Here is a 21,409-nt window from a genome sequence, read left to right as displayed (position 1 = left end):
TGCAAGAGAACCGCGCTCTTGCCCCGACTTGCCGCTTGTAGCTAGAAGCTGCTTACGGAGTAAGCCCCATGATTCTGCACACTCAGCTCAACCCGCGTTCAGCGGAGTTCGCCGCCAACAGCGCGGCGATGCTCAAACAGGTCGACGCGCTGCACACCCTCCTCGCCCAAGTGGCGCAGGGCGGCGGTGCCAAAGCCCAGGAGCGTCACACCTCGCGCGGTAAATTGCTGCCGCGCGAGCGCATCAATCGCCTGCTCGACCCCGGCTCGCCGTTTCTCGAAATCAGCCAACTCGCCGCCCATGCGGTTTACGGCGAAGACGTCCCGGCCGCCGGGGTGATTGCCGGGATCGGTCGCGTCGAAGGCGTTGAATGCATGATCGTCGCCAACGATGCGACGGTGAAAGGTGGCTCGTATTACCCGCTCACCGTGAAAAAACACCTGCGTGCGCAGACCATCGCCCAGCAGAATCGCCTGCCGTGCATTTATCTGGTGGATTCCGGTGGTGCCAACCTGCCGCGTCAGGACGAAGTGTTTCCGGATCGCGAGCACTTCGGGCGGATATTTTTCAACCAGGCCAACATGAGCGCCATGGGCATCCCGCAGATCGCCGTGGTCATGGGCTCGTGCACCGCCGGCGGCGCGTACGTGCCGGCGATGGCGGACGAAGCGATCATGGTGCGCAACCAGGCGACGATTTTCCTCGCCGGCCCGCCGCTGGTGAAAGCCGCGACCGGTGAAGTGGTCAGCGCCGAAGACCTCGGCGGTGCCGATGTGCATTGCAAGACTTCTGGCGTGGCCGACCATTACGCCGAGAACGATGAACATGCCCTCGCCCTCGCCCGCCGCAGCGTCGCCAACCTCAACTGGCGCAAGCTCGGCGAGGTGCAGCAACGCACGCCGATCGCGCCGCTGTACGCCAGCGACGAGTTGTACGGCGTGGTTCCGGCTGACGCCAAGCAGCCATTCGATGTGCGCGAAGTAATTGCGCGGCTGGTCGACGGCTCGGTGTTCGATGAATTCAAAGCGCTCTTCGGCACCACGCTGGTCTGCGGTTTCGCGCACCTGCACGGCTACCCGATCGCGATTCTGGCGAACAATGGCATCCTCTTCGCCGAAGCCGCGCAGAAAGGCGCGCACTTCATCGAACTGGCCTGCCAGCGCGGCATCCCGCTGTTGTTTCTGCAGAACATCACCGGTTTCATGGTCGGCCAGAAATACGAGGCCGGCGGCATCGCCAAACACGGCGCGAAACTGGTGACCGCGGTGGCCTGCGCCAAAGTGCCGAAATTCACCGTGATCATTGGCGGCAGTTTCGGTGCCGGCAACTACGGCATGTGTGGTCGTGCTTACGATCCGCGTTTTCTGTGGATGTGGCCGAACGCGCGAATTGGCGTGATGGGTGCCGAACAGGCCGCCGGTGTGCTGGTGCAGGTCAAACGCGAACAGGCCGAACGCAGCGGTCAGGCGTTCAGCGCCGAGCAGGAAAGCGAGATCAAGCAGCCGATTCTCGATCAGTACGAAGAACAGGGTCACCCCTATTACTCCAGCGCGCGGTTGTGGGACGACGGCGTTATCGACCCGGCGCAGACCCGCGATGTGCTGGCCCTGGCCTTGTCCGCGTCGCTGAACGCGCCAATCGAACCGAGCCGCTTCGGCGTGTTCCGGATGTGATGGGGAGAATCTGATGAACGACTTCAATACCCTCGAACTGCTAACCGATCCACGCGGTTTCGCGACGCTGTGGCTCAACCGCGCCGAGAAAAACAACGCCTTCAATGCCGAGATGATCCGCGAGCTGATCTTGGCCATCGACAAGGTCGCGAGCGACTCGAGCCTGCGTTTCCTGCTGCTGCGCGGGCGTGGCAAGCATTTCAGCGCCGGCGCAGACCTGGCGTGGATGCAGCAATCGGCGGAACTCGATTACCACACCAACCTCGATGACGCCCGCGAACTCGCCGAGCTAATGTACAACCTCGCCAAACTGAAAATCCCCACGCTGGCCGTGGTTCAGGGCGCGGCGTTCGGTGGTGCGCTGGGCCTGATCAGTTGCTGTGACATGGCGATCGGCGCCGATGACGCGCAGTTCTGCCTGTCGGAAGTGCGCATCGGCCTGGCGCCGGCGGTGATCAGCCCGTTCGTGGTGCAGGCAATCGGTGAAAGGGCGGCGCGGCGTTATGCACTGACGGCCGAGCGCTTCGGCGGGCAGAGGGCGCGGGAGATCGGTTTATTGTCGGAAAGCTATCCCGCCACTGAACTGGAGCAACAGGTCGAACAGTGGATCGACAACCTGTTGCTCAACAGCCCCGCCGCCATGCGCGCCAGCAAAGATCTGCTGCGTGAAGTCGGCAACGGCGCGCTGACCCCGGCCCTGCGCCGTTACACCGAAAATGCCATCGCGCGGATTCGCGTCAGCCCTGAAGGCCAGGAAGGCTTGCGCGCCTTCCTGCAGAAACGCCCACCGAACTGGCAAGCCGCATCCACCAAGGAGTCGCGTTGATGAGCGCACCTGTGATTACCACCCTGCTGGTGGCCAACCGCGGCGAAATCGCCTGCCGGGTGATGCGCACCGCGAAGGCCTTGGGCCTGACTACCGTCGCCGTGCACAGCGCCACCGACCGCGATGCGCGGCACAGCCGTGAGGCCGATATTCGTGTTGATCTGGGCGGCAGCAAGGCCGCTGAGAGTTATCTGCAAATCGACAAATTGATCGCCGCCGCCAAGGCCAGCGGTGCCCAGGCGATTCATCCCGGCTACGGCTTTCTCTCGGAAAACGCCGGATTTGCCCGCGCCATCGAAGGCGCCGGACTGATCTTCCTCGGCCCGCCCGCCTCGGCCATCGATGCGATGGGCAGCAAATCCGCCGCCAAAGCGCTGATGGAAAAGGCTGGCGTGCCACTGGTGCCGGGCTATCACGGCGAAGCGCAGGACCTCGACACCTTCCGCGAAGCCTGCGAACGCATCGGTTATCCGGTGCTGCTCAAGGCCACGGCCGGCGGCGGTGGTAAAGGCATGAAAGTGGTCGAGGATGTCAGCCAATTGGCCGAAGCCCTCGCCTCGGCGCAGCGCGAAGCGCAATCGTCATTTGGCGACTCGCGGATGCTGGTGGAAAAGTATTTGCTCAAGCCACGTCATGTGGAGATTCAGGTGTTCGCCGATCAGCACGGCAACTGCCTGTACCTCAACGAGCGCGACTGCTCGATCCAGCGTCGGCACCAGAAAGTCGTCGAAGAAGCCCCGGCGCCGGGCCTGACGCCCGAGTTGCGCCGGGCAATGGGCGAAGCGGCTGTGCGTTCGGCGCAGGCGATCGGTTATGTCGGCGCCGGCACCGTGGAGTTTTTGCTGGATGCGCGCGGCGAGTTTTTCTTCATGGAGATGAACACGCGGCTGCAAGTCGAGCACCCGGTAACAGAAGCAATCACCGGGCTCGATCTGGTCGCCTGGCAGATCCGCGTCGCCCGTGGGGAAGCGCTGCCGATTACCCAAGCGCAGGTGCCGCTCAACGGTCATGCGATTGAAGTGCGCTTGTATGCCGAAGATCCGGCGAATGATTTCCTCCCGGCCACCGGGCGTCTGCACTTGTACCGCGAATCGGCGCAAGGGCCAGGGCGGCGGGTCGACAGCGGCGTTGAGGAAGGTGACGAGATATCGCCGTTCTACGACCCGATGCTCGGCAAACTGATTGCCTGGGGCGAAGATCGCGAACAGGCACGCTTGCGTCTGTTGAACATGCTCGGCGAGTTTGCTATTGGCGGGCTGAAGACCAACATCAATTTCCTGCGCCGGATCATCGCGCATCCGGCATTTGCGGCGGCAGAGCTGGATACCGGGTTTATCCCGCGCTATCAGGAGCAATTGCTGCCTGCACCAGGCACATTGAGCGATGAGTTCTGGCGGGCGGCGGCGCAGGCGTTTGCGCAGAGTTTGCCCAAGCGTGCGCGGGCAGATGATCCCGCCTCGCCTTGGTCTTGCGGCAGTGGTCTGCGGACAGGCTTGCCGGCAGAAATCACTTTACATCTGAGTTGCGAGGGGCAGGATCGCGCACTGACATTGGGAGCGGCGGCCCACGCCAGACTGCTGGGCGAAGCGCTGGTCGTCGAGCATGACGGCGTGCGCCGCACATTGCGGGCGATTCATCAGGGTGGCGCGTTGTACCTGGAATGGGAAGGCGAGTTGCGGCGCATCGAAGCGTTCGATCCGATCAGTGCCGTTGAAGCCAGCCACAGCCATCAGGGCGGTCTGACCGCACCAATGAACGGCAGCATCGTGCGTGTGTTGGTCGAAGTGGGCCAATCGGTCGAGGCCGGGGCGCAACTGGTGGTGCTCGAAGCCATGAAGATGGAACACAGCATCCGCGCGCCGCACGCCGGGGTGGTCAAAGCGCTGTTTTGCCAGGAAGGCGATATGGTCAGTGAAGGCAGCGCTTTGGTGGAGCTGGAAGAAGAGTGAAATGAAAGGATCGATCCTGGCCTTGAGCGAGGATCGATCCGTTCAATAACGCGCCGTCGCCTGAACCACCACGCCGATAATCCGGCATTCATCGGTGAGCAGGGTTTTCGGCCAGGTTGGATTGAGCGGCACCAGGTAACGCTGGCCGGCCTGCTCGTCAAGTTTGCGGAAAATCGCTTCTTCGCTGTCCGGCCACTGGGCGATCACCAGTTTGCCAGGCACCGCCTCCAGCTCCGGGTCGACCAGAATCAGCATGCCCTCGGCAATGCTCTGGCCGCTGGGCGCGGTCATCGAATCCCCCGTCACCGTCAGCCAGAACGCGGCACCGCCACGAGCGTGGTAATCCGTGAGTTCGAAGCGCTGCTTCGCTGATGCTCCGGGATAGCTCGCCGCAGCGTCGCGCACTTCGCACGGTGCACGCCAATCGCAAACCGGGTAACGGAAGTACGGGTTGTACTTCTGCGCCAGCGGCATTTCGTCTTCCGGCGTCGGCTGCGGTTCGCGGATCACCAGCACGACTTCGAGGAAGTCCATTCCCAGCGCCTTGAGCACGCGATTCATTTCGGTAACACCGGGTTCGCGACGCTTGTTCAGCCAATGACCGATCCCGCCCTGGGACATGCCGACGCGCTCTCCGAGCTCTGTTTGAGTGACTTTGAGTTCACTCATCTTGGCCTTGACCAACTCAATCCATTTATCCATGTGCCGCACCTTACGCGGACGTCTTCGACCAGCAAAACACATATTGTAGTATTTAAATTCTCGTCACAAATACAGGCGGTACTATCCTAGGGAAACGGACTTTCAAATGAACATGGAGTGCCTTCTCATGATGAACATCAGCAGCAAAGACCTGCCCGATCTGCAAATCGACACCAGCTTCACCTCGCCTCAAGGTAACGCCGCGGCACAGCGAGCGCTGGACTACTACTTGAAACCGACTGTTTCGAAATCCGAGACGGACGAACGTTTTTTCGATGTCAAAAACCATCTCAGTGGCGAGGAAGCACTGGTGCACGCCTCGGACTTGTTGCGATGTGCAGCCGCTACAGCGTTCAAGGCGGCAGAAAACCTGCAAGGCACGAATCGCGACCTGGCCTTCTCGGTGGTGCACATGGTGGATATGGCGCGGGCGATGGTCGACCATTCGATCGACAACGACGAAGTCACGGCGGACAAGGTACGGGCGGACAGGAAAGAATTTTCCCATCGCGCAGATAAAAACGTTTGACTTGCAAATGATAATGATTATTATTGCAAGCAGCTGGTCGCGAGATCAGTCGATGGACCAGAGACCTTAGGTCGGTCTTCTGGACTATCTCCTCATCAGGCTAATCACGGTTTTTGACCCGGCTTTTTGCCGGGTCTTTTTTTGCCCGTTTTTCGGGCTTGTGTCTTCAGGCTAATGAAGTCTTTGGGTGCTGCAAATTCGATGGCGCGGATAATATCAAATGAATATCGATTGGCAAGCCAGACCAGGCTCCATCGGGCCTAACTAATGGCGATCAGCACTTGAGAATCAATCGCACAGCCTCTAAGCTGCTGGCGCGTCACGGAAGACGCCCCCCGCTCCACCCGCAATTCCCCTCGGTTTCACCCCAGCCTGCGTGTAAAGTACCGGTCATAAAAATCCTGCTCAGGAAGCGATTATGACCGTGGCCAAATCTTCGTTCGACATCAGCGCCAATTTCGACAGCGGCAACATCCAAGTCATCGACATCAGCAACCCGCTCAATCCGGTTCTGGCCATCCGTCCGGACACCCGCAGCGCTCATTTTCAGTGGTTCCACTTCAAAGCCAGCGGCCTGCATGTGCATCAGGAACACTGGTTTCGCCTGGTCAATGCCAGCCAGTCCTCCTACAACAAAGCCTGGACCGGCTATCAGGCAGTCGCTTCCTACGACCACGTCAACTGGTTCCGCATCCCCACCAGCTTCGAAGGCGACAGCCTGCGCTTCTGCCTCGAAGCCGAACAGACTCATGCCTGGTTCGCCTACTTCGAACCCTACAGCCGCGGCCGTCACGACTGGCTCATCGAGCAGGCGCTGAGCAAGGCTGGCACCGAATTGCTGGCGACCGGCAAAAGTGTCGAAGGCCGTGACATTCAATTGCTGCGCAAAGGCAGTGGCGCCGAAGGCCAGCGCAAGATCTGGATCATTGCCCAGCAGCACCCGGGCGAGCACATGGCGGAATGGTTCATGGAAGGCGTGATCGAGCGTCTGGAACGCCATGACGACCCGATTCTGAACAAACTGCTGGCCAGCGCCGATCTGTATCTGGTACCGAACATGAATCCGGACGGCGCCTTCCACGGCCACCTGCGCACCAACGCCATGGGCCAGGATTTGAACCGCGCCTGGCAGAACGCCAGTCAGGACATCAGCCCCGAAGTGCTGTTCGTCCAGCAGCAGATGGAAAAGTATGGCGTCGATGCGTTTATCGACGTACACGGCGACGAGGAAATACCCCACGTCTTCACCGCCGGCTGTGAAGGTAATCCCGGCTTCACACCGCGCATCGAAAAGCTTGAAGAGCATTTCCGCAGCCACCTCAAGCACACCACCAAAGATTTCCAGACCACCTACGGCTACACCCGCGACGAACCGGGACAGGCCAACATGACGCTGGCCTGCAACAGCGTCGGACAGAAATACGACTGCCTGTCGCTGACCCTGGAGATGCCGTTCAAGGACCACGACGACCACCCGGACAAGCTCACCGGCTGGTCGGGCAAACGTTCGAAGCAATTGGGCAAGGATGTGCTGACCTCCCTCGCCGAAATGGTCGACACCCTGCGCTGATCCCCTCCCCTGTAACAACAAAAGATCGCAGCCGGCCTGCGATCTTTTGCTTTAACCGGTCAGCCGCGATCGCGCCCGCGCAACATGCTGTCGAGGACTTCGTCACGACGCACCCAGCCATGAAACAGCGCCGCCGCCAGGTGCAGCAGCACCGTCAGAAACAGCAGATACGCCAGATAGCCGTGCGACTTGCGCAGCACCGCAAACAGTTGCGCATCGGCCGGCACAATCGACGGCAGATGCAGCGACGCCGAGAGCATCACCGGCTCGCCCGACGCACTGATCATCGCCCAGCCGAGCAGTGGCAACACCAGCATCAACGCATACAACAAGACATGGGAAGCCTTGGCTGCCAACACCTGCCAGCCCGGCAGATCATCCGGCAACCGTGGCTGACGCGTAGTGAACCGTACCAGCAGACGCACAATCACCAGCGCCAGAATCGCGATGCCCAGTGGCTTGTGCAGATGAATCAGCCATTCATGGCGAGACGACACCGAAGTGACCATGCCCGCGCCGATAAACAGCATGGCGATGATCATCAGCGCCATCAGCCAGTGCAGCAGGCGCGCCAGCAAAACGAAATGAGTCGGTTGCTTGTTCATGGACGAGCCTCCTGTTTGGCGGCGGGCAACTGGCTGACTTCGCTGGTGCGACGCAGGTAGGAATCGGCGTAACCGGCAGAACGCGCGGCCAGCAGTGGATCTTCCGAGCCTTGAATTCCGGCCGGCAATACCAGCGGGTCGTAGTTGATGTCGCGGCATTCACCACTGAGCTGCGGCTGGGTTTTCTCCAGCACCAGAGTCCCGGCGTTCAGCACTTTTCGATTTGCGGGCCAAGTCTTGCTGGCATCGTTGACCGGGTCGTCGGCGTTGGCCAGGGTGATGTTCAACTGGAAGCGCAAAGGTGCGGCGGCCAGGCGTTGCACCAGATCCTTCTCGAGAAAGTCTGCGCCTTCAGGGGCGGTGGCACCCGCCGCGTCCTGCGCCAATGGCGTCATGCTCCAGCGCACCGCCTGTTTCTTGCCGTTGCCATCGACCAGATAGAACGCGTTGATGCTGTTATAGGTCTCCGTGGCGTAACTGGCCGAAGGCTTGGCGGTCTTCACCCACGTCAGAAACGGCACGGCTTCCGGGTGTGCGGCGAAAAACGCCGGCACCTTCGTTGGATCGGGCTTGCCGGTGGCCGGATCAGGCGACTGCGCCTGCTGCAATTGATAGAACGCCTCGGGCGTGCCGACCGGGAACACCGGCATGCTGTTCATCCCAGTGCGCCATTGCTGCCCGTCAGCCTGAGTGAAACGCAGAGCCAGACTGCGGATCGGCACGGCACTGTCCGGCGCATAGGGATTACCGGCCGGCAAGGCAAAACGCCCCACCACCGGCGTCTGCGGCAGGTTGAACACTTGTGCCGTAGAGAATGCCCGCGCCTCGCCGCTGCTTTCGAAATGGCCGATCACGCAGACACCCTTGGCGTGATTGCGGCGGAAACCGGGATGCACGCCGTTGTTCTTTTCCAGCACATCGACCAACGCTTTTGGCGTCAGTCGTTGTGGGTCAATGTTGCCATGCACGTAGGCAAACGCCCCGGCCACAGCGGCGACGATTACGCCAATGGCGCCCAGACGCAAGATCAGGCTCGCGGCGCTCAGTGGCGGGCGCGCAGGCCTGCCCGGCGGTGCCGCGTTAGGGGACGAGCGATCAACCATGAATATCTCCAGGCCATCGGCCACAAGTGGAAAGAGTCAGCAAGACGCACCCCGTCCGGGTTTATTCCGCGGCGCGGTATTTATTTTTGCGCACGGGGAATAACCTGCACTGACGGGCGTCTTCCTAGTCCACAGCGTAGCGACCAGCAGAAATTCATGAGCGAATTCGACGAACAGTTGAGAGAAATCATTCCCAGATTGCGCCGCTTCGCCGTGTCCTTGACGCGCAACAGCAGCAGCGCCGACGATCTGGTCCAGGCCAGCCTCGAACGGGCACTCTCGGCGTGGGGTGAAAAACGTGCCGAAGGCGACTTGCGCGCCTGGCTGTTCGCGATCCTCTATCGGCAATTTCTCGATGCGCACCGTCGCTCGCGGCGCTATGCGCGCATGCTGGAATTTTTCACCGGTCGTGACGATGCCGAACCCTCGGTGGAACGCACCGTGATTGCCCAGTCGACCCTGCAAGCCTTCGAACGCCTGCCCACCGAACAGCGCGCTTTGCTGCTGATGGTCTCGGTGGAAGGCCTGTCCTATAAAGAGGTCGCCGAGATCCTCGGCGCCCCGATCGGCACCGTGATGTCGCGCCTGTCCCGCGCCCGCCAGGCCTTGCGCCAACTCAGCGACGGCGAAATCAGCAGCCCTTCCTTGCGGATACTCAAATGATCAGCCTGCCTCCCAGCGAACGCGATTTGCACGCCTACGTCGACCACCAGCTCAGCGACGCCGATCGGCGCGTGCTCGAGACCTGGCTGGCCAGCCATCCTGAAGAAGCGGCGCAGGTGCGCGCCTGGCAGCGGGACGCCCAGCAATTGCGCGCAGCGTTGAGTGGCGCCTTGCAGCAACCGGCCAATCCGGCGCTCGACCCAATGATGATTCGCCAGCGTCGCCGCCAGCAGTCACGTCGGCATCTGGCCAGCGCGGCGGTGTTGCTGATCGCCGTCAGCATCGGCGGTTTCAGTGGCTGGCAGGCGCGGGAAATGACCCTGGTGCGCCCTGCGCAATTGCCGATGACTGACGCGTTGCAAGCCTATCGACTGATCGCCCAGCAAGGCGTGCTGCCCGCCGATTACAAGGTCGACAGCGACGGCGACATGCAGCGTTGGCTCGACCGTTACTTCAGCGACGCCAGGCGTTTGCCCGATCTCAAGGCAGCGGGATTCGAGCCGGTCAGCGGGCGCTTGCTCAGCACCGATGAAGGCCCGGCGGCAATGGTGATGTATGAGGATGGCAGCGGTCACAAGGTCAGTTTCTACCTGCGTCCGCCAGGACCGAAAAACACCCTGCTGCCGCGCGGTTCGCGCAGCGATGGCGATCTGCAAGCCGATTACTGGTCAGGGCCGGGGTACAACTATGCGGTGGTCAGCCCGACCGACTCGCCAGCGGCGCAGTTCCTCAAGCAATCGCCACCGTTCTGAGACGATCTCCTGTAGGAGTGAGCCTGCTCGCGATAGCGTTTTTTCAGACACTGATGATGTGACTGATTAGCCGCTATCGCGAGCAGGCTCACTCCTACAGTGGACCGTGTACGCCGTGATATTTCATGTAGCCAACGCCCGAGCTCTGGTTACACTTGGGCCACCGCGCTCCCGCTGGAGCCGATCCAATCAACCAGGAGCCTGTCCCGCGTGTCCGCCCGAACGCCGAAACGATCACGTCTGAGCCAACGCTGGCCGATCTTGCGTCGCCTGTTCGGCAAAAGCCTGCCCGCCAGCGCCGGGCACGATGCGCATGCCGCAGCCATCCGCGATTACTTCCGCAACAAGGCCAAGAGCCAGGGCTACACCCTCAGCCGCAGCCAGCAGCAAGTCATCGATTGCATGGCGCAGCAGGCCAGCGTGCTGCTCGGCGACAGCGGCCACACACCGCCGAGTCTGTACCTGTACGGCGCCGTCGGGCGCGGCAAGAGCTGGTTGCTAGACGGTTTCTTCCAGGCGCTGCCGATCACGCGTAAACGCCGCCTGCATTTCCATCAATTCTTCGCTCGGTTGCACGACGGCATGTTCCGTCATCGCCAGCAGGAAGACGCACTGGAAATCACCTTGGACGAGTTGCTGGAAGATTGTCAGGTACTGTGTTTCGACGAGTTTCATGTGCACGACATCGGCGACGCGATGCTCATCACGCGGCTGTTCAAGGCCCTGTTCAAACGGCGGATCATGCTGCTGGTGACCTCCAACTACGCGCCTGAAGGCCTGCTGCCCAATCCGCTGTATCACGCGCGCTTCAAGCCGGTGATCGAGCTGATCAATACACGCATGCAGGTGATGGAAGTCGGCGGCGCCCACGACTACCGCACGCTCAACCGTCAACACACGCATCAAGTGTTCACCCAAGGTCATTACGTGTGGCCGGCGACATCAGCTCAGCGCTTGGCCCTGAATCTGCCGGCAGCCGACGCGCCTGCTCTTGCCCTCGAGGTTGGCAAGCGCCAGCTTCGAGCACGCTTGTGCGAGGGCCGAAGAGTCGCGTTCACCTTCAACGACTTGTGTGAACAACCAACGGCGGTGATGGACTATCTGCAGCTGTGCCAGCGCTTCGATCAGTGGATCATCGATGACCTGCCGCAGCTCGGGGAGTGTCCGATCGCCGTGCAGCAGCGCTTCATCAATCTCATCGACGTGCTTTACGACCAGGACAAACACCTGACGCTGCTGGGCCAACTACCGCTGGGCCAAAGTCTTGAAGGAAACGCCATCGACCTGGCACGCACGCGCAGCCGGTTGGGGCAATTGCAGGAAATCCACGCCCCCGCCTGATATGCCGCACCTTGTGGAAGCGAACCCTGTGGGAGCGAGCCTGCTCGCGAAAGCGGTGTATCAGTTACATAAATTCTGACTGACATACCGCTTTCGCGAGCAGGCTCGCTCCCACAGGTCCCGAGCCAACTTCAATACCAGATAAACCAGACATTGCTTTACCGCTATCATGTCGCCCATCCTCAGCGCCCCCGCGTCGCTCCACCGATCAATAGCGAAACCAGACATGCACACCCTTGCTCAACTGCGCGCCGGCGAGCTGTCGGGCATTACCCGCCTCGACCTGTCTTGCGGCCTGACCGAATTCCCGAACGAAATTTTCCAACTCGCCGACACGCTGGAAGTGCTCAACCTCAGCGGCAACGCGCTGAGCAGCCTGCCCGACGACCTGCATCGCCTGACCCGCCTGCGCGTGCTGTTCTGCTCCGACAACCAGTTCACCGAGCTGCCGGCCTGCCTCGGCCAGTGCACCGCGCTGACCATGGTCGGCTTCAAGGCCAATCGCATCGTCACGGTGCCCGGTGCCGCCCTGCCGCCGCAGCTGCGCTGGCTGATCCTCACCGATAACCGCATCGAGAACCTGCCGAGGGAGCTGGGTGAACGCCCCGCTTTGCAGAAACTCATGCTCGCCGGTAATCGCCTGCGCTCGCTGCCAGAATCTATGCGCGATTGTCATCGATTGGAATTGCTCCGTATCGCCGCCAACCAGCTCAACGAGCTGCCACAGTGGCTGCTGACCTTGCCGAGCCTGACCTGGCTCGCCTACGCCGGCAATCCGCTGGAAACCGAAGCCGATGCCGTCGCACTGGAAGCCACACCACTGATCGACTGGTCGGCGCTGCGCCTGGAACAACAACTGGGCGAAGGCGCTTCCGGGGTGATTTCCCGGGCGGTCTGGCAGCGTGACGATGGCTCGGCGCAGGCGGTTGCGGTGAAGTTGTACAAAGGCGAAATGACCAGCGACGGCTCGCCGTTGCATGAGATGAACGCTTGCATCACCGCAGGCCTGCACCCGAACCTGATCCGCGTCGAAGGGCGCATCAGCGGCCATCCCGATGAACAGCAGGGGCTGGTGATGCAACTGATTGATCCGAGCTTCGGCAATCTCGCCGGCTTGCCGAGCCTGGACTCGTGCTCGCGGGATGTTTATGCCGAAGATCGCCGGTTCTCCGCCGAGGTTGCCCTGCGCGTCGCCCAAGGCATCGCCTCAGCGGCCGAGCACCTGCACCGCCAAGGTATCACCCACGGCGACCTCTATGGCCACAACATCCTGTTGAATGATCGCGGCGATTGTCTGCTGGGGGATTTCGGCGCGGCCTCGTTTCACGCCACCCGCGATGATGTGCAAACACGCGCATTGCAGCGCTTGGAGGTACGTGCGTTCGGTGTGTTGCTTGGGGAAGTGTTGGCGCGTGTCGACTCGGGGTTGAGTACAGAGCGGCGCCTGGCATTGGAAGCGCTGGAGCAGCGCTGCTGTCAGGCGGATGTCTTGGGACGCCCGGCATTCAGCGAAGTCAGTGAAATTCTGCAAAACCTTTGACCGCTGCGCGGCATTCGCGAGCAGGCTCGCTCCCACATTAGACATGCATTCCAATGTGGGAGCGAGCCTGCTCGCGAAAAGGCTTACCGGCGCGACAGATCAGCCAGCCAGACCGACAAACATGTCCTGCACGTCATCATGGTTGTCGAGGCCTTCGAGGAACGCTTCGACTTCAGCCATTTGCTCGTCGCTCAGGCCGCTGACCGGATTTTTCGGCTGGTAGCCAAGCTTGGCCGAAAGCACGGTGAAGCCTTGTTCCGGCAGCGCTTTCTGCACGGCGTCGAGGTCAGTCGGATCGGTGAGGAACAGCGTCGCGCCCTCTTCACCCGGTTCGAAATCCTGGGCACCGGCTTCGATCGCCGCCATCTCCGGATCGGCGTCCGGGGTGTCCGGCGAAGCTTCGATCATGCCGACGTGGTTGAACATCCACGCCACCGAACCGGAAGCGCCCAACTGGCCCTTGCGGAACGCCACACGGATTTCCGCGACGGTGCGGTTGATGTTGTCGGTGACGCATTCAACGATCAGCGGCACCTGATGCGGGGCAAATCCTTCGTAGGTCACGCGATGGTATTGCACGGTTTCACCCAGCAGACCGGCGCCTTTCTTGATCGCGCGATCGAGGGTTTCTTTTGGCATCGAGGCTTTCTTCGCCTGTTCGACCACCAGACGCAGGTGTGCGTTGGTGGCGGTATCGGCACCGTTGCGTGCAGCAATGGTGATTTCCTTCACCAGTTTGCCGAAGATCTTCCCTTTGGCGTTGGCTGCCGCTTCTTTGTGTTTAACCTTCCACTGTGCGCCCATTACTCACTCTCTTGATCTGTGGCGCCGAGACATCTATTGGCCGACGCGTGGCGGCAAGTTTATACGGCCTAAAGTCGGCAATCACCCAAAAAAACAGTCAGCGGAATCGACATCTTCACCAAAGCATGTAGGGGGATTCTGAAAAGCGCCTTTGACATGACCATTCAGCCTGACGGTTTCGTACCCTTGAAACCCCGTATCGCCTGACAGGGCCTGCTCGAATGCTCAATGACAAGGAAAGTCCGTTCACCCTTACGCTGACCGACAGCGAATTGCGCCTGCCGGTCGTGCGTTTTCGCGGCGAGGAGGCGTTGAACCAGCCCTACCGTTTCGACATCGAACTGCTCGGCCTCGCCCCCGCCATCGCCCCTGGCTCCTTTTTGCACAGGCCGGCCTTTCTGCGGCTGAGTGAACAGCACGGTTTCCACGGCGTCATTGCCAGCGCCAGTTGCGAACATCGCGGCACGCATCGGGTGGGCTATCGGCTGATTCTGGTGCCGCATCTGCAACAACTGGCGCAAGCGCCTGAACGACGTGTGTTTACTCGCCTCAATGCGCCGCAAATCATTCAGCAATTGCTTGAAGAGCATGCCTTGCCGGCGCACAGCTACCGCATTGACATGAGCGTCGGCCATTACCCGCCGCGGGCGTTTTGCATTCAATACGACGAAAGCGATCTGGCGCTGCTGCAGCGGCTCTGTGAAGAAGAAGGCATCCACTATCACTTCGAACATGGGCCAGACGGCCATGTTGTGGTGTTCGCCGACGACAGCCTGAGCCTGCCACAGGAACCGGTCGAAATCCCTTTCAACGCGGATGAGCACCCGCCCACGCCCTGCGTCAGCGCGCTCTATCAACAGCACCGCGCAGCGCCGGTGCCGATGCTCCATGCGGTACGCAATCGCGGCCAGCCTGCCTGCATTGATGAAGCCGCCAACGAAGCCTCGGCAGGGTTGCAAACGCCGGCGCGATCAATTGAACGCCTGTATGCCGAACAACGCAGCCGGCGCCATTTGCAACGCCAACGCTGCCAGCTGCGCTCGATTCACGGGCGCAGCGATTGCAGCGACTTGCTCAGTGGCCGATTGCTGTTGGTGACCGAGCACCCAATTCATCACTTCAACGAACAATGGCTGATCAGCGCCGTACGCCACCACGGACAGCACCCTTCGATTCTTGACCCGGGCGCAACGGTTCATCGCTATCACAACGATTTCACTGCACAGCCCTGGTCGAGTGACTTTCGCCCAGCACTCAAACAGCCGCGTCCGAATGTGGCCGGTTACCACCTGGCGCGGGTAGCGGGTGCGCCGGGGCAGCCAGCGCAAGTAGATGAAAACGGCTGCCTCGCCGTGATCCTGTGGCCCGCTGACAATCAGTACGGCAACGACAGTGACGCCCTCTGGCTGCCAATCGCCCTGAGCCGGTTGAACGGCCCCGTCGCCGTCGACGATTTACCCAGTGCCGGCAGCGAAGTGTGGGTCAGCTTTCTCGACAGCGATCCGGACCGACCGATCTTGTGCCTCGGCCACCCACGCCAGCCACCGGCCCGCGAGGCAGAGCCCGCGCGCGACAGCCTGCTGCTCGACTGGCTGATCAACCGCGCCGAACACTAGAGCACAGACAAAAGATCGCAGCCTTCGGCAGCTCCCGCATTCATCGCGCCAGGCGCAGAATCCACGTGGGAGCGAGCCTGCTCGCGAAGAGGGCGCCTCGGTATTCAGGCTGGCGCCAAATCAAAAAACGCCTGAATCAAGCGCAACTCGCGTCGGCGCTCCATGCAGCCGATCATGTGCCGGTTCACCAGCCCTTCCCCGACAATCGGGATCGCCACCACGCGCGGGTCATGACTGACCTCCATCGATGACACCACACCCACCCCCAACTCGGCCGCAACCGCTTCGGTCACGGCCTCGCGACTGTCCAGCTCCAGCAACACCCGTGGCTGAATCGAAGCCTGCGCACACGCTTGATCAAAAGTGCGCCGGGTAATCGAACTCGGCTCGCGCAGAACCATGATCACTTGGTCCAGCTCCTTGAGTTTCACTTCACCGGAGCGATTCGCCCAGCGATGCCCCACTGGCACCAACGCGCAGATCCGCGACTCGCTCAGTGCTTGCAGATGCAGGCCTTTGCGCGGCTCGACCTCGGTCAGCACCGCGACATCGGCGTGTTCCGACAACAGCGCCGCCAGGGTTTCCTGCGCGTTGCCCAGACGCAGGTTGACGGTGATGCCCGGATAGCGTGCGCGCAGGCTCGCCAGCATCGGCATGACCATGTGCGGCCCATCCGCCGCCACCTCCAGACGCCCGGTCAATAACTGCCGATTTGCTTCGAGCAAGGTCTGCGCTTCTTCGGCCAGGCCGAACATGGCGCGGGTGATCGCCGCCAGTTTAGTGCCCTCCTCGGTCAGTTCCACCCGTCGCGCGGTGCGCCGCAACAAGGTGATCTGGTAGTGCTCCTCCAGCGCCTTGATGTGTCCGGTGACTGCCGGCTGGCTGATGAACAACCGTGCAGCCGCGCGGGTGAAGCTGCCTTCGCGGGCCACGGCATCGAAAGCGCGAAGCTGAAACAGGTTCATGGATAACTCTCACTGATGGCTGGCATAACAATAAACAATTTGATTGATGCAACGGCGAATTGCAACGTAGGGCCCGTAGCTTCATCCCCCAGCGTTTTCGCAAGGACACATGAATGAGTACCGCCGCACCGATTCTGCTCACTCCCGGCCCGTTGACCACCTCGGCCCGCACCCGTCAGGCAATGATGCTCGATTGGGGCTCGTGGGATGACCGCTTCAACCAGTTGACCGCCAGCGTTTGCGAGCAATTGCTGGCCATCCTCAACGGCGCCGCCAGCCACCACTGCGTACCGTTACAAGGCAGCGGCACTTTTGCCGTAGAGGCGGCGATCGGCACGCTGGTGCCGCGTGATGGCAAAATTCTTGTGCTGATCAACGGCGCTTACGGCAAGCGGCTGGCGAAGATCTGCGAAGTCCTCGGGCGCTCGTTCAGCACGTTCGAAACCGCCGAAGACGAACCGACCAGCGCCGCCGACGTCGAGCGCTTGCTGCGCGCCGATGCTGACCTCACCCACGTGGCGCTGATTCACTGCGAAACCAGTACCGGCATCCTCAATCCGCTGGCACAAATCGCCGAGGTCGTGGCGCAACACGGCAAACGCCTGATCATTGATGCCATGAGCTCTTTCGGCGCATTGCCCGTAGACGCGCAAAAAGTACCGTTCGAGGCGCTGATCGCCGCCTCCGGTAAATGCCTGGAAGGCGTACCGGGGATGGGGTTCGTCTTCGCCCACAAGGAATCCCTGGCCGCCGCTGTCGGCAATTCGCACTCGCTGGCGATGGACCTGTACGACCAGCACGCCTACATGCAGAAGACCGGGCAATGGCGCTTCACCCCGCCCACCCATGTGGTCGCGGCACTGCACGAAGCATTACTGCAATACAGCGAAGAAGGCGGTCTGCCGGCGCGGCATGCGCGGTATGCGGCGAACTGTCAGGCGCTGATGGAAGAGATGAACAAAATCGGTTTGCGCAGCTTTCTGCCAGCGGCGATCCAGGCGCCGATCATCGCCACTTTCCATGCGCCGCAGGATCCGCGTTACCAGTTCAAGGACTTCTACGAGCGGGTCAAAGCCAAGGGTTACATCCTCTACCCCGGCAAACTGACCCAGGTCGAAACCTTCCGCGTCGGCTGCATTGGCCACGTCTCCCCGGACCAAATGCGCCAGGCCGTGGCAGCGGTGGGTGAAGTGCTGCGCGAGATGGAAGTGCTAGACATCTGAGCGCCCCACGGTTCCTGTGGGAGCGGGCTTGCCCGCGATAGCGGTCTGACATTCAGCATGGATGTCGACTGAAAGGGCCTCATCGCGGGCAAGCCCGCTCCCACAGGATCGCCAAATTCGAATAGTTCTTTTTCACAGGAATTGATTGCCATGAACTACACCAACCCAAACAAGCTGCAAGCCGCGATCCTCGACTGGGCCGGTACCGTGGTCGATTTCGGCTCGTTTGCGCCGACACAGATTTTTGTCGAAGCCTTCGCCGAATTCGACGTACGGGTATCGATCGAAGAAGCCCGGGGGCCGATGGGCATGGGCAAGTGGGACCACATCCGCACCCTCTGTGATCAGCCGCAGGTGGCCGAGCGTTATCGCCAGGTGTTCGGTCGCACGCCGACCGATGACGACGTCACCGCGATTTACAACCGTTTCATGCCGTTGCAGATCGAAAAAATCGCCGAGCACTCGGCACTGATTCCCGGCGCGCTGGACGCCATCGCCCAACTGCGCGAGCAAGGGATCAAGATCGGTTCCTGCTCCGGGTACCCGAAAGCGGTGATGGACAAAGTCGTCGAACTCGCCGCCAGCAACGGCTACGTCGCCGACCACGTGGTCGCCACCGACGAAGTGCCAAACGGTCGTCCATGGCCGGCGCAAGCGTTGGCCAACGTGATCGCTCTGGGTATCGACGATGTTGCAGCGTGCGTGAAGATCGACGACACCGTGCCGGGCATTCTCGAAGGTCGCCGGGCTGGCATGTGGACGGTTGCGCTGATTTGCTCGGGCAACGCGCTGGGTCTGGACTATGAAGGTTTCCGCGCGTTGGGCAGCGACGAACTGGCCAGCGAACGCCAGCGCATCCACGCGCTGTTTGAAAGTTCGCGCCCGCATTACATGATCGACACTATCAGCGATTTGCCGCAAGTAATCGTCGACATCAACAAGCGTCTGGCCAACGGGCAGATGCCGCAGAACCCCTGAGCCTGTCTAAAAGAAAACACCGCTGTTCGAAGTTCCCAGCGGTGTTTTTTTGTTTTACATATTACAAATACAAACTAAGGTTTTGAAACTTACTCCGTAACAAGGTTACCTTCCGCATCATAAACCAGACCCTCTGGGGTTTTAACGCGGCCATCAGGCAACCGTTCGGTACCGTCTTCCCAGACAATACGCCCATCCGGATATTCGATTGTATTGTCCGCCCAAATAATCAGCCCGCTTGGGTGTTCAACCCGGCCATCTTCATGCTGGATGATTCCTTCGGGTAGCGAAGTCGAACCGTCAGTATCGGCGGTTGCTCTGGCGGCCTGGATCAATGCGATCAACGCCACCGGGTCGATATTGATGTTGATTGTCGGCCATGGCACAGGCGGTCGCTTCGATTCGGTTGGCGCCGTCGGTGCAACCGGGGCGGTCGGTGCTACTGGTTTGGGCGGCACAACCGGCTTGGTCGGTGCCTCTGGCCTCGGCGGCACAACCGGTTTGGTCGGTGCCACTGGCCTGGTCGGCACAACCGGCTTGGTCGGTGCCACTGGCCTGGTCGGCACAACTGGCTTGGTCGGTGCCACTGGCCTGGTCGGCACAACTGGCTTGGTCGGTGCAACCGGCTTTGTTGGCGCAACCGGTTTGGCAGGAACTACCGGCTTCGGCTGGGTGATAGACGGACGAGGTTTGGGGATCGGACTTTTCATATTAATACTCTGATTAACAAATTAGCATTCATCTTTAATAACAAGCTAAAGACCCGGACCAACAGTAATCGCGAACAACAACACACTCAAACCAAAATAAAGCACAAGATATAAACAACATGAAGTTACGCTACAGCAAAATAAACAGAAGAATGACTTTAAAGTAATCAGTCAATTCACTCCGCACTCTTTGCACTTTTTTCATTGCAAAAAAAACAGCGAGCGCTGCGGGCAAAAACATCTCGACAGGTTTACAGTGAAAGCAGTGCCGTGATGACGGCCATTGCATTCCGATCCAGAGGAAAAATCTCATGCCGTGGACAAGCTCAGAATCGCGTTACAGCACTGTTTCGGTTCTGCTGCACTGGCTGATGCTGGTGCTGTTGGTGCTGGTTTACGCCAGCATGGAATTGCGCGGTTTCTTCCCCAAAGGCAGCGGCGGCCGCGCGTTGATCCGCGAAATGCACTATTTGCTCGGCCTTACTGTGTTCGTACTGGTGTGGTTTCGCTTGCTCGCGCGCAGCCTCGGCCCTGCGCCGAAAATCTTCCCCGCATCCCCCGCCTGGCAGACCTTGGCGGCGCGGCTGATGCATTGGGCGTTGTACCTGTTCATGCTGTGCATGCCGATATTGGGCTGGCTGATCACCAGCGCCGAGGGCCATCAGGTCATGTTCTATGGCTTCGATTTGCCGCTGTTGGTAGGTGAAGACAAGGCCTTCGCCAAACAAGTCGAAGGCTGGCATGTGCTGATCGCCACGATTGGCTATTGGCTGATCGGCTTGCATGCGCTGGCGGGTATTTATCACCATTACGTGGTGCGCGATAACACGCTGTTGCGGATGATGCCCAAGCGCGGCTGAGCGTCAGGGCGTTGCGGCAAATCCGCGCCGCCCTTGCAGGCCGCCCGTGTGAACGAAAACCACTCGAGTGCCAGCAGCGAATCCGCCTGACTCGACAAGCTGCTTGAGCGCCAGCAAGGCCTTGCCGGTGTACAACGGTTCCAAAGGGACGCCACTGACCTGCTCGGTCTGTTCGATGAACGTCAGCAACGCCTGGTCAACCTTGGCGAAGCCACCCCGGCTGGCGTCGATCAGTCGATAGCTCGCCACGGGCGCGGTGGCATGTCCAAGGATCGACTCGATGTTCGGCCCCACGCCGTGATCATCCGGCACCGCCAGTGCGCCATACAGTGAGCGCTTGCCACTGTCAGCCAGCGCCAGCCCGGCCAGTGTCGTGCCGGTGCCACAGGCCAGCCACCAGGCGTCAAAATCATCCCAGCCCAGCTTGGCCAATTGTTCGTCGACCTGCTGCATGATCGCAGCGCAACCCAGCGCGCCGGCCAATCCACCACCGCCCTCTGGCACCGCATGCAACGTCGGATATCGCTCCTGCCACGGCGTCCAGAATCCCGCCTCGTGCCGCGCGCGATAGCCGGCATAACCCAGCCAGTGCAACTGCATGCCGAACGCGTGCAGATCCTCCACCGTCGACGTGTCCTGCGGATGCCCGCGCAGCAGCCCCACGGTTTTGAACCCCAGCCGCTTGCCTGCCGCCGCCAGCGCGTGCAGGTGATTGGAATGTGCACCGCCGAGACTGATGATGCCTTCGGCGCCGGCGCGCTCGGCGGTTTTGAGATGTTCGACGAGTTTGAACCACTTGTTGCCGCTGATCAGCGGGTCGATCTGGTCCAGGCGCAGGATCGCGACTTCGACGCCGGCACTTTCCAGCCAATCAAGACGGAGCGGTTGGAGGGGGGCCTGGGGTAACCAGTTGGCGGGAGGCAAAAGCATGGGCACTGTGCAATCTGGAAAAGACCACATACTAGTAGGAGCTGCCGCAGGCTGCGATCTTTTGATCTTG

The 21,409-nt window shown here is 60.9% G+C and carries 21 protein-coding genes; 14 read left to right on the top strand and 7 right to left on the bottom strand.

From position 1 onward, the window contains the following. Positions 1 to 68: 68 nt before the first annotated feature. The 3 genes from ACMYUN_RS24820 to ACMYUN_RS24810 are packed head-to-tail and all read left to right on the top strand — an operon-like array spanning position 69 to position 4,448. Positions 69 to 1,673, top strand: a complete 1,605-nt coding sequence (locus tag ACMYUN_RS24820; RefSeq protein WP_415762050.1) for a carboxyl transferase domain-containing protein — start codon at positions 69 to 71, stop codon at positions 1,671 to 1,673. 13 nt (positions 1,674 to 1,686) lie between these two features. Beyond that, entirely contained in the window at positions 1,687 to 2,499 is an 813-nt protein-coding gene (locus ACMYUN_RS24815; protein WP_415762049.1) for a gamma-carboxygeranoyl-CoA hydratase, read from the top strand. Then, positions 2,499 to 4,448: an acetyl/propionyl/methylcrotonyl-CoA carboxylase subunit alpha gene (locus ACMYUN_RS24810; protein ID WP_415762048.1), complete on the top strand. Its 1,950-nt coding sequence runs from the start codon at positions 2,499 to 2,501 to the stop codon at positions 4,446 to 4,448. The genes ACMYUN_RS24815 and ACMYUN_RS24810 overlap by 1 nt, the downstream gene beginning before the upstream one ends. 42 nt (positions 4,449 to 4,490) lie before the next feature. On the opposite strand, the gene ACMYUN_RS24805 is transcribed toward ACMYUN_RS24810, so the two are convergent. Next, positions 4,491 to 5,150: a LexA family protein gene (locus ACMYUN_RS24805; protein ID WP_039763355.1), complete on the bottom strand. Its 660-nt coding sequence runs from the start codon at positions 5,148 to 5,150 to the stop codon at positions 4,491 to 4,493. A 130-nt stretch (positions 5,151 to 5,280) separates the two neighbouring features. Here ACMYUN_RS24805 and ACMYUN_RS24800 point away from each other — a divergent pair, with 130 nt between their 5' ends. Both ACMYUN_RS24800 and ACMYUN_RS24795 read left to right on the top strand, forming a co-directional pair. Then, on the top strand, positions 5,281 to 5,679 hold the full coding sequence (locus tag ACMYUN_RS24800) for a DUF6124 family protein (protein WP_129999697.1): 399 nt from the start codon (positions 5,281 to 5,283) through the stop codon (positions 5,677 to 5,679). Positions 5,680 to 6,097: 418 nt separating this feature from the next. Then, entirely contained in the window at positions 6,098 to 7,249 is a 1,152-nt protein-coding gene (locus tag ACMYUN_RS24795; RefSeq protein WP_415762047.1) for a M14-type cytosolic carboxypeptidase, read from the top strand. Between the two features lie 59 nt (positions 7,250 to 7,308). Here the strand turns inward: ACMYUN_RS24795 and ACMYUN_RS24790 are convergent, their stop codons facing one another. Then, entirely contained in the window at positions 7,309 to 7,854 is a 546-nt protein-coding gene (locus tag ACMYUN_RS24790) for a cytochrome b (protein WP_415762045.1), read from the bottom strand. Then, positions 7,851 to 8,957, bottom strand: a complete 1,107-nt coding sequence (locus ACMYUN_RS24785) for a catalase family peroxidase (protein WP_415762044.1) — start codon at positions 8,955 to 8,957, stop codon at positions 7,851 to 7,853. The genes ACMYUN_RS24790 and ACMYUN_RS24785 overlap by 4 nt, the downstream gene beginning before the upstream one ends. Positions 8,958 to 9,113: 156 nt before the next feature. On the opposite strand from ACMYUN_RS24785, the gene ACMYUN_RS24780 reads away from it, so the two are divergent. The 4 genes from ACMYUN_RS24780 (at position 9,114) to ACMYUN_RS24765 (ending at position 13,253) form a co-directional block, all read left to right on the top strand. Further along, positions 9,114 to 9,620 (top strand): RNA polymerase sigma factor, encoded by a 507-nt coding sequence (locus ACMYUN_RS24780; RefSeq protein ID WP_016775320.1) that lies wholly within the window; start codon positions 9,114 to 9,116, stop codon positions 9,618 to 9,620. After that, positions 9,617 to 10,372 (top strand): anti-sigma factor family protein, encoded by a 756-nt coding sequence (locus tag ACMYUN_RS24775; protein ID WP_415762043.1) that lies wholly within the window; start codon positions 9,617 to 9,619, stop codon positions 10,370 to 10,372. The genes ACMYUN_RS24780 and ACMYUN_RS24775 overlap by 4 nt, the downstream gene beginning before the upstream one ends. Positions 10,373 to 10,582: 210 nt before the next feature. Next, a complete protein-coding gene (gene zapE, locus ACMYUN_RS24770) occupies positions 10,583 to 11,713 on the top strand; it encodes a cell division protein ZapE (RefSeq protein ID WP_415762042.1) in 1,131 nt (376 codons plus the stop codon). A gap of 226 nt (positions 11,714 to 11,939) precedes the next feature. Further along, complete coding sequence (locus ACMYUN_RS24765; protein WP_415762041.1) at positions 11,940 to 13,253, top strand: leucine-rich repeat-containing protein kinase family protein; 1,314 nt, start codon at positions 11,940 to 11,942, stop codon at positions 13,251 to 13,253. Positions 13,254 to 13,352: 99 nt separating this feature from the next. On the opposite strand, the gene ACMYUN_RS24760 is transcribed toward ACMYUN_RS24765, so the two are convergent. After that, the gene (locus tag ACMYUN_RS24760) at positions 13,353 to 14,057 is read right to left on the bottom strand and encodes a YebC/PmpR family DNA-binding transcriptional regulator (protein WP_039763362.1); all 705 of its coding nucleotides are present in this window, start codon (positions 14,055 to 14,057) and stop codon (positions 13,353 to 13,355) included. Positions 14,058 to 14,278: 221 nt separating this feature from the next. On the opposite strand from ACMYUN_RS24760, the gene ACMYUN_RS24755 reads away from it, so the two are divergent. Next, positions 14,279 to 15,673 carry a type VI secretion system Vgr family protein gene (locus ACMYUN_RS24755; protein WP_039763363.1) on the top strand — a complete coding sequence of 465 codons (1,395 nt, stop codon included), beginning with the start codon at positions 14,279 to 14,281 and terminating at the stop codon, positions 15,671 to 15,673. 104 nt (positions 15,674 to 15,777) lie between these two features. Here ACMYUN_RS24755 and ACMYUN_RS24750 read toward each other — a convergent pair whose 3' ends face one another. Next, positions 15,778 to 16,638 (bottom strand): LysR substrate-binding domain-containing protein, encoded by an 861-nt coding sequence (locus ACMYUN_RS24750; protein ID WP_415762040.1) that lies wholly within the window; start codon positions 16,636 to 16,638, stop codon positions 15,778 to 15,780. Between the two features lie 113 nt (positions 16,639 to 16,751). On the opposite strand from ACMYUN_RS24750, the gene ACMYUN_RS24745 reads away from it, so the two are divergent. Further along, complete coding sequence (locus ACMYUN_RS24745; protein ID WP_415762039.1) at positions 16,752 to 17,861, top strand: 2-aminoethylphosphonate--pyruvate transaminase; 1,110 nt, start codon at positions 16,752 to 16,754, stop codon at positions 17,859 to 17,861. 150 nt (positions 17,862 to 18,011) lie between these two features. Further along, entirely contained in the window at positions 18,012 to 18,839 is an 828-nt protein-coding gene (phnX, locus tag ACMYUN_RS24740; protein ID WP_415762038.1) for a phosphonoacetaldehyde hydrolase, read from the top strand. A gap of 89 nt (positions 18,840 to 18,928) precedes the next feature. On the opposite strand, the gene ACMYUN_RS24735 is transcribed toward phnX, so the two are convergent. Further along, positions 18,929 to 19,225 carry a hypothetical protein gene (locus ACMYUN_RS24735; RefSeq protein WP_165368426.1) on the bottom strand — a complete coding sequence of 99 codons (297 nt, stop codon included), beginning with the start codon at positions 19,223 to 19,225 and terminating at the stop codon, positions 18,929 to 18,931. Here ACMYUN_RS24735 and ACMYUN_RS24730 point away from each other — a divergent pair. Further along, a complete protein-coding gene (locus ACMYUN_RS24730; RefSeq protein WP_415762037.1) occupies positions 19,219 to 19,515 on the top strand; it encodes a hypothetical protein in 297 nt (98 codons plus the stop codon). The two genes, ACMYUN_RS24735 and ACMYUN_RS24730, sit on opposite strands and share 7 nt — an antisense overlap. A 345-nt stretch (positions 19,516 to 19,860) precedes the next feature. Further along, positions 19,861 to 20,409 carry a cytochrome b gene (locus ACMYUN_RS24725; protein WP_129999594.1) on the top strand — a complete coding sequence of 183 codons (549 nt, stop codon included), beginning with the start codon at positions 19,861 to 19,863 and terminating at the stop codon, positions 20,407 to 20,409. A 3-nt stretch (positions 20,410 to 20,412) separates the two neighbouring features. Here the strand turns inward: ACMYUN_RS24725 and ACMYUN_RS24720 are convergent, their stop codons facing one another. Continuing rightward, a complete protein-coding gene (locus ACMYUN_RS24720) occupies positions 20,413 to 21,339 on the bottom strand; it encodes a 1-aminocyclopropane-1-carboxylate deaminase/D-cysteine desulfhydrase (protein WP_415762036.1) in 927 nt (308 codons plus the stop codon). Positions 21,340 to 21,409: the final 70 nt, after the last annotated feature.

The organism is Pseudomonas sp. CP4 (genome assembly GCF_047758505.1).
Lineage (GTDB): Bacteria > Pseudomonadota > Gammaproteobacteria > Pseudomonadales > Pseudomonadaceae > Aquipseudomonas > Aquipseudomonas fluorescens_AO.
The sequence above is the reverse complement of the archived record's forward strand: the minus strand, read 5'-3'. Positions and strand labels throughout refer to the sequence as shown.

Excerpts from the sequence above, each read along its gene's own strand:
- ACMYUN_RS24720 (WP_415762036.1), bottom strand. The coding sequence starts at position 21,339 with ATGCTTTTGCCTCCCGCCAACTGGTTACCCCAGGCCCCCCTCCAACCG.
- ACMYUN_RS24755 (WP_039763363.1), top strand. The coding sequence starts at position 14,279 with ATGCTCAATGACAAGGAAAGTCCGTTCACCCTTACGCTGACCGACAGC.
- ACMYUN_RS24800 (WP_129999697.1), top strand. The coding sequence starts at position 5,281 with ATGAACATCAGCAGCAAAGACCTGCCCGATCTGCAAATCGACACCAGC.
- ACMYUN_RS24815 (WP_415762049.1), top strand. The coding sequence starts at position 1,687 with ATGAACGACTTCAATACCCTCGAACTGCTAACCGATCCACGCGGTTTC.
- ACMYUN_RS24750 (WP_415762040.1), bottom strand. The coding sequence starts at position 16,638 with ATGAACCTGTTTCAGCTTCGCGCTTTCGATGCCGTGGCCCGCGAAGGC.
- ACMYUN_RS24765 (WP_415762041.1), top strand. The coding sequence starts at position 11,940 with ATGCACACCCTTGCTCAACTGCGCGCCGGCGAGCTGTCGGGCATTACC.
- ACMYUN_RS24790 (WP_415762045.1), bottom strand. The coding sequence starts at position 7,854 with ATGAACAAGCAACCGACTCATTTCGTTTTGCTGGCGCGCCTGCTGCAC.
- ACMYUN_RS24795 (WP_415762047.1), top strand. The coding sequence starts at position 6,098 with ATGACCGTGGCCAAATCTTCGTTCGACATCAGCGCCAATTTCGACAGC.
- ACMYUN_RS24785 (WP_415762044.1), bottom strand. The coding sequence starts at position 8,957 with ATGGTTGATCGCTCGTCCCCTAACGCGGCACCGCCGGGCAGGCCTGCG.
- ACMYUN_RS24745 (WP_415762039.1), top strand. The coding sequence starts at position 16,752 with ATGAGTACCGCCGCACCGATTCTGCTCACTCCCGGCCCGTTGACCACC.
- ACMYUN_RS24725 (WP_129999594.1), top strand. The coding sequence starts at position 19,861 with ATGCCGTGGACAAGCTCAGAATCGCGTTACAGCACTGTTTCGGTTCTG.
- ACMYUN_RS24780 (WP_016775320.1), top strand. The coding sequence starts at position 9,114 with ATGAGCGAATTCGACGAACAGTTGAGAGAAATCATTCCCAGATTGCGC.
- ACMYUN_RS24810 (WP_415762048.1), top strand. The coding sequence starts at position 2,499 with ATGAGCGCACCTGTGATTACCACCCTGCTGGTGGCCAACCGCGGCGAA.
- phnX (WP_415762038.1), top strand. The coding sequence starts at position 18,012 with ATGAACTACACCAACCCAAACAAGCTGCAAGCCGCGATCCTCGACTGG.
- ACMYUN_RS24775 (WP_415762043.1), top strand. The coding sequence starts at position 9,617 with ATGATCAGCCTGCCTCCCAGCGAACGCGATTTGCACGCCTACGTCGAC.
- ACMYUN_RS24805 (WP_039763355.1), bottom strand. The coding sequence starts at position 5,150 with ATGGATAAATGGATTGAGTTGGTCAAGGCCAAGATGAGTGAACTCAAA.
- ACMYUN_RS24820 (WP_415762050.1), top strand. The coding sequence starts at position 69 with ATGATTCTGCACACTCAGCTCAACCCGCGTTCAGCGGAGTTCGCCGCC.
- ACMYUN_RS24730 (WP_415762037.1), top strand. The coding sequence starts at position 19,219 with ATGGCACAGGCGGTCGCTTCGATTCGGTTGGCGCCGTCGGTGCAACCG.
- ACMYUN_RS24760 (WP_039763362.1), bottom strand. The coding sequence starts at position 14,057 with ATGGGCGCACAGTGGAAGGTTAAACACAAAGAAGCGGCAGCCAACGCC.